General features: G+C 72.5%; 5 protein-coding genes. All 5 read right to left on the bottom strand.

What is annotated here, in order from left to right; genetic code table 11:
- The coding region (locus UWG_RS0101965; RefSeq protein WP_016905525.1) for a xanthine dehydrogenase family protein molybdopterin-binding subunit at positions 1-1,690 on the bottom strand (1,690 nt) is incomplete at its 3' end.
- Positions 1,687-2,565 (bottom strand): FAD binding domain-containing protein, encoded by an 879-nt coding sequence (locus UWG_RS0101960; protein ID WP_016905524.1) that lies wholly within the window; start codon positions 2,563-2,565, stop codon positions 1,687-1,689. The genes UWG_RS0101965 and UWG_RS0101960, both read right to left, overlap by 4 nt.
- A 92-nt stretch (positions 2,566-2,657) precedes the next feature.
- Positions 2,658-4,121: an MFS transporter gene (locus tag UWG_RS0101955; RefSeq protein ID WP_016905523.1), complete on the bottom strand. Its 1,464-nt coding sequence runs from the start codon at positions 4,119-4,121 to the stop codon at positions 2,658-2,660.
- Between the two features lie 54 nt (positions 4,122-4,175).
- The gene (locus UWG_RS0101950; RefSeq protein ID WP_016905522.1) at positions 4,176-5,447 is read right to left on the bottom strand and encodes an FAD-dependent monooxygenase; all 1,272 of its coding nucleotides are present in this window, start codon (positions 5,445-5,447) and stop codon (positions 4,176-4,178) included.
- Between the two features lie 95 nt (positions 5,448-5,542).
- Complete coding sequence (locus UWG_RS0101945; protein ID WP_016905521.1) at positions 5,543-6,574, bottom strand: 2,5-dihydroxypyridine 5,6-dioxygenase NicX family protein; 1,032 nt, start codon at positions 6,572-6,574, stop codon at positions 5,543-5,545.
- Between the last annotated feature and the right edge of the window lie 310 nt (positions 6,575-6,884).

Here is a 6,884-nt window from a genome sequence, read left to right as displayed (position 1 = left end):
GGGGGGGGAGCCGCACCGCGCTGCCGCCGACGGCGATCGACCGGCTGGCGAAGGTGCCCCAGCCGTAGGTGACGCGGTCGGTGTCGCCCTGGTGGATGCGGACACGGGCGAGGTCGAGGCCGAGCTCGTCCGCGGCGATCTGCGCCATCGTCGTCTCGTGGCTCTGACCGTGGCTCATCGTCCCGGTGGAGACGGTGAGAGCGCCGCTGACGTCCATCCGCGCCTCGGCGATGTCGAAGCCGGGGACGACCTCCATCTTCCGCTGGGCGAAGGCCGTCGAGCCGTAGCCGGTGCGCTCGCTGAAGCACGCGTAGCCGATGCCGAGGTGGCGGCCTTCGGCGGCGGCCTCCTCGCGACGTGCGTACCACCCCTCCTCGCGGAGCGTCCGCTCGCACAGGTCCAGCGACTCCAGGTAGGAGCCCGGGTCGTAGGTGACGTTGTTGACGCCGGTGTAGGGGAAGTCGGTGATCAGGTTCCGGCGGCGGATCTCCACCGGGTCGATCCCCAACTCCCGTGCGGCGCGCTCGAAGAGCCGCTCGACGACCATCACGTACTGCGGTCTGCTCACCCCGCGGTAGGGCGCGCTCGGCGCCTTGTTCGTCGCCACGGCGCGGGCGCGGACCCGGTAGGCGGGCACCTTGTAGACGCCGGGCATCTCGGACGAGGCCATCAGCGGCTCGATGCCGGCGGTGAACGGATAGCAGGAGTAGGCGCCCATGTCGCAGATCAGGTCGGTGTCGAGGCCGAGGACGCGTCCCTCGGCGTCGAACGCGGCGCGGGCCTCGTAGTGCTGTTCGCGGGCGAGGAAGGAGGCGGTGAGCGCGTCCTTGCGGTCCTCGGTCCACTTCACCGGGCGGCCCAGCCGCAGGGCCGCCGCCGCGACGGCGATCTCCTCCCGGCCGACGACGCACTTGAGCCCGAAGCCGCCTCCCATGTCCGGCACCAGCACCCGCACGGCCCGCTCGTCGAGCCCGAGGCAGCGCGCGGCGACGGTGCGCACCTGGTGCGGCACCTGGGTCGGGGTGCGCAGGGTGAGCTGTTCCTCGCGGTCGTCCCAGGCGGCGAGCGCGGCCCTGGTCTCCAGCGGCAGCGCGTTCTGCCGCCCGGTGCGGACGGAGACGTCGACGACGCAGGGGGCCTCGGCGAAGACGTCGTCGATCCCCTCGGTGGCGAACATCGAGACGTCCAGCAGGGTGTTGGCGGGAGCCTCGGCGTGCACCGGCGGAGCGTCGGGGGCGAGTGCCTCGGTGTCCGAGGTGACGGCCCGTTCGGGCGCGTAGTCCACCCGGGCCGCCTCCAAGCCGTCCTCGGCGGCGTACGGGTCCCTGGCGACGACGACCGCGAGCGGCTCGCCGGCGTACCGCACCCGGTCCCGGGCGAGGATCGGCATGCTCGTGGGCACGAACTCCGCCGCCGGGCGGCCGAGTCGGGCGGTGATGTCGCCGAGGTCGAGGTCGGCCGCGTCGAACGCGGCGACGACGCCCGGTACCTCGCGCACGGCCGAGAGGTCGAGCGAGGTCACCGTCGCCGAGGCGACGGTGGCGCGGACGAACTGCGCGTAGAGCGTGCCGGGCAGGTGGATGTCGTCGGTGAACGTGCCGCGCCCGGTGAGGAGTCGGGGGTCCTCGCGGCGGCGGGTCGAGGTGCCGACCAACGCGGCACGGTCCTCGCGGGTTTCGGACGGGCTCATCGGGCGATCGCCTCCTCGCAGGCCTGGACGACGAGTGTGCGGGCGAGCCGGCGCCGGTAGCCGGCGGAACCGGCGGCGTCGGAGGGCGGGTCGACCGCGTCGGCGGCGGCCCGGCCGCACGCGGCGAAGAGCGCGTCGCCGGCCGTGTCGCCACGGGCGAGGACCGCCTCCGCTTCCGGCACCCGCACCGGCAGCGCGGCGACGCCGCCCAGCGCGACGCGTCCGCCGCGCACCGTGCGGCCGTCGGCGGCGAGTTCGAGGTCGACGGCGGCCGCGACGGTCGCGAAGTCCCCGTGCCGCTGGGCGAACTCGGTGAGCGCGGCGTGCGGCGCAGGGCGCGGGAAGACGACCTCGGTGAGCAGGTCGTCGGCGCCGAGCGCGGTGGTGTAGTAGCCGAGGAAGAACTCCGCGGCCGGCACCCGTCGTCGGCCGCCGTCGCCGTGCACGACGAGCTCGGCGTCGAGCAGCGTCGCGAGCAGGCACCACTCGGCGGTGGCGTCGGCGTGCGCGAGGCTGCCGCCGACGGTGCCGCGGGTGCGGATCGGCAGGTGGCCGACCCAGCGCATCGCGTCGCGCAGCACCGCGTGCCCGCGGCCGAGCGACTCCGCCGGCGCGCGCTCGACCTGGTGGTGAGTGGTGAGCGCGCCGAGGTGCAGCGCGCCGTCCGCGTCGGTGCGTATCCCGCGCAGGCTGTCCAGGCGGCCGATGTCGACGAGGTGGGCGGGGCGGGCGAGGCGGAAGTTCATCATCGCGACGAGGCTCTGGCCGCCGGCGAGGACCTTCGGGTCCTCCTCGCGCGCCTCCAACTCGGCGAGCAGCCGCGTCGCCCCGTCGAGGTCACGGGCGCGGTGGTAGGTGAAGGGTGCGGGTTTCATGGTGCTGGTGGATCTCCTCTCCGGCGGGAGACGGCAGGCGGCGAGGGACACTCCCGCCGGACGGCCGCGGACGACGGTGCGGGGGCGGTCCGTCAGCCGCGAACGGGCTCCTCACCGGCGGCGGTCGGGGCGTCCGTGCCTGTGAGCGCTTCGGTCGACAGGTGCCGCTGCGGGTCCGCCTCGTCGAGCGGGTCGGTGTTGATCGCTTCCGAGTCGAGCTCCCTGCCCCGGGTCTCCGGCGCGGCGACGGCCATCCAGAGCACCGCCGCGAGGACGGTCACGCCGAGCACGGCGAAGGTCCACGGCAGCCCGAGCAGCGGCCACATCACCGAGCCGAAGAGCATCGGCGCGAACCCCGTGCCCACCCGCGAGACGGAGGAGGCCCAGCCGAAGCCGCTCGCCCGCAGCGTCGTCGGGTACAGCTCGGAGACGTACGCGTACAGCGCGGGGATGGTGAGTTGGATCAGGAAGCCGAAGACGGCGATGCCGACGAGCGCGGCCGTCTGCACCTCCAGCACCGCCGCGAAGGCGACGAGGGCGCCGGTGGCGATCGGCGCGGAGAGCCCGATCAGCCACTTGCGGCCGACGACGTCGACGAGCCAGGTGGAGGCGACGACGCCGGCGATCCCGACGCCGCTCATCAGCGTGGTGCTGATGAAGGAGGCGGTGTCGCCGTAGCCCTCCTCCTTGAGGATCGACGGCATCCACGTGAGCGCGGCGTAGTAGACGAGCATGATGGTGACGAAGAGCGCCCAGGCGACGGCGGTGATCCGCGGGCTGTGGCTCCACAGCAGCCGGAACTGCTCCCAGCCGGCGCGCACTCCACCGGTGCGGCGCCCCTCGTCGGGGGCGGGCGGCGCGGGGATCGCGTACGGCTCGGGCGTGGCGCCGGTCTGGGCCACCAGCCGGTCGATCACCTCCCGTGCTTCCGCCTCACGGCCGGTCTTGGTGAGGTAGATCGGTGATTCGGGTACGCCACGGCGTACCCAGAAGAGCAGCAGCGCCGGCAGCACCATCGTCGCCAACATCCAGCGCCAGTTGCCGTCCAGCGGGATGAGCGCCGTGGAGGCGATGCCGCAGAGGGTGACGCCGATCGGCCACCACAGGTCGAGCGCGGTGAGGATGCGCCCGCGGTAGCGCTTCGGCGAGAACTCGCTCACCAGCGCGTAGTCGACCGGGATGCAGCCGCCGAGGCCGACGCCGGCGAGGAAGCGGAAGAGCAGGAACACCTCGTAGGTGGGGGAGAGCGCGCCGACCACGGAGAAGAGCGCGAAGAGCAACAGCGTGGCGCTGAACGCCTTCTTCCGCCCGATGCGGTCGGCGATGGCGCCCCAGACGATCGCGCCGACGGCCATGCCGACGAGGTTCGACGTCGCGACGAGGCCGCGGGCGCTCAGGGTGAGGTCGAACTCGTCGCCCAGCAGCGGCATCAGGAAGCCGTTGAGCGCGATGTCCCATGCGTCGAAGAGGTAGCCGAGACCACCGATGAGGAAGATCCGGCCCTGAACGCCCCATTTCCAGGGGAGTTCCTGGACGATCTGGTCGCCTGTCTTCACCGTGGCTCCAAGGGTCTGGGTCACCGGATGGTGACCGGGAATGCGGCGGGCGAGTCAGCGGGGGAACTGGTAGGAGAAGTCGGTCCGGTCCGGGTCGTGGAGCGGGGTGCCGCTCCACAGCCACTCGTAGGAGACGTCGGACTCGCCGGTGAAACCCCGGCGCAGCTTGGCGTCCCGCTGCTCCTGGAGCGGCCCGTCGGGGTAGTGGTAGAAGTCCTTGTTGCGCAGCGAGGCCTCCTGCACCATGCCGGCGTGCTTGGCCCGCCGGTCCACGTAGCGGCGCAGCGCCTCCTCGATGCCGTCGACGGTGACGCGGCCCAACTCCTCGGCGAGCACGGCGGCGTCCTCCATCGCCTGGGAGGCGCCCTGTGCCTGGTAGGGGAGCATCGCGTGGCAGGCGTCGCCGAGCAGCGCCACCCGGCCGTCCTGCCAGACGGGGTCGCGGCGGCGGTAGTAGAGGGCGAACGCGGCGACGTCGTCCTTCGCCTTGGAGAGCATCGCGGGGACGCGGTCGTCCCAGCCCGGGTAGGCGGCGGCGAGTTCGCTCGGCGAGGAGCGCACGGTCCACTTCTCCGCGACCTCCTCGCTGCACGGCACGATCGCCACGATGTTGAGGTACTCGCCGCCGCGGATCAGGTAGTGCACCAGGTGCCGGTCGGGGCCGTACCAGATGGTGCTCTGGAAGCGGTCGAAGAGCCAGCGGGTGGCCGGGTCGGCGGCGATCGCGTCGCCGGGGATGAGCGCGCGGTAGGCCATCTCCCCGGAGAACTCCAGGGTGTCCTCGGCGCCGATCAGTTCGCGCACCTGGGAGCGGATGCCGTCGGCGCCCAGGAGCAGGTCGGCCGCGAAGCGGCGGCCGTCGTCGGTGCACGCGACGGGACGGCGCGGGTCGGTGCGGTCGAGCCGGTCGACGCGGCTGTCGGTGTGCAACTCCACCGCCGGGCCCGCGCCTTGGGGGTCCGTGCAGGCGTCGAGGAGGACGCGGTGCAGGTCGGCGCGGTGGTAGTGCCAGTACGGCGCGTTGTAGGTGTCTTTGCAGTGCTGTCCGAGGCTCGTCAGTCCGACGACGGCGCCGTCCTTCCAACGGCGACGCACCTGGTCGAGCGGCTCGGTGTGGATCGCCTCCAACTGCCGGCGCAGCCCGAGTCCGAGCAGCAGCCGGCTGGCGTTCGGCGCGGTCTGGATACCGGCGCCCACCTCGCCGAGGGACGGTGCCTGCTCCAGGACGGTGACGCGAACTCCCCGCTGACGCAGGGCGAGCGCGGCGGTGAGACCGCCGAGCCCTCCGCCGACGACGGTGGCTTCGATGGACTGACTGGGCGCCAACGCGGTTCTCCTCACAGCGTGTGCGGACGGGGGCGGACACGGGCGGCGGCGGGTGCCGCCGCCCGAATCCGGTGCGGCGGGCGGGGCAACGCCCCTCAGCGGTCGGTGAGTTCGCCCTCGCGAACGACCTGGGTCTCGTCGACGGCGATCGAGCAGCCGCGCATCGCGATGTCCAGGTGCGCGTAGGACTCGCGCCCGAGGACGGGGTGCGGGCCCGTCGACCACAGGAAGTTGCCGGCGAAGGCGCGGGCGTCCATGCCCATCAGGTCGCCCTTGCCGTACATCGCGGTGGCGAACCAGTCGGCCGAGCGCATCAGGCCCCAGCCCATGTGCGAGAGATAGCGGGCCCACTTGTCGTCGGCGTCCGCGAAGAAGGTCTCCAACAGGCGGGCTTCGGCGCCGCCTTCGACGCCCTCGATCCGACCGCCGGAGACGTGCAGCGTGGTGGGCGAGGCGACGTACTCCTTGAACGGCAGCAGGATGTCGCCCTCGGCGAGCACGATCCGCCCGTCGGAGATCTCCGGCCAGCAGAGCACCATCGTGCTCGGCCAGTGGTCCCAGCGGCCCGGGTCGTCGGCGAAGCCGACCTGGAACTCGGGCTTGGAGCCGGTGAGTTCGACGGTCAGGTCGGTGCCCGCCGCCGAGGTCACCCGCATCGTGGCGGCGGACTTCAGCAGCTCCGTCTCGCGGCGCACCAGCGCCTTGTCCGCCTCGTTCGGCAGGTTGCGCACGAGCACGTCGGGGGCGTCGCAGACGAAGAGGATGCGGGTGCCGGCCTTGAGGATCTCCTGCTGCACCGGCGCGTGGATGAACCCTTCCTGGGTGAGGTCGACGACGAAGTCGGCCGACTTCAGCAGGTCCTGGGCCGTGGTGTCGTCGAGGACGGAGGAGAGTCCGGGGCCCGCGCCGGTGTGGGTGCTCGGCATCGGCGCGGGGCTGCCGCCCGGCACCGTCGCCGAAATGACGTGCGCACCAAGGGACTTGGCCGCGCCGAACGCCGCCGCCACGTAGTCGCCGCGGCTGTCCGGCTCGGCGAGCACGACCACGTGCTCCCCCTCGGCGACCTTGCAGAGACGGAACTCCTTGGTGAAGGCGTCGAGGAGGTCGACGGACGAGAGATCAAACACGAAGGACCCTCCTTGGGCATGCTGAGGCAGTGCGGGGCCGTCCCGTCGGCCGCAGGAGGCTGCGACGGGTTCACGGGTCGGGAGCTGGGGGTGCGGACGGGGGTCTCGGCAGGCTGATATCGCCTCGCCGTACGGCAGTTGACCAGCGAAGATGTGTGTCGGTTCGGTGCCCGACGGAATTAATCCGAACACGTACTAACTCGGCTTGGCAAGGGTTGCGACACGAGTTCACGCGGATCTTTCCTGAGGCTCCCGGGGCAACGTCCGCGACATCTCCAGGACTTCGGGGAGGGCCTCCGGCCCCTCCGGG

This window comes from Streptomyces xiaopingdaonensis, from assembly GCF_000262345.1.
GTDB classification, from domain to species: Bacteria; Actinomycetota; Actinomycetes; order Streptomycetales; family Streptomycetaceae; genus Streptomyces; species Streptomyces xiaopingdaonensis.
The sequence above is the reverse complement of the archived record's forward strand: the minus strand, read 5'-3'. Positions and strand labels throughout refer to the sequence as shown.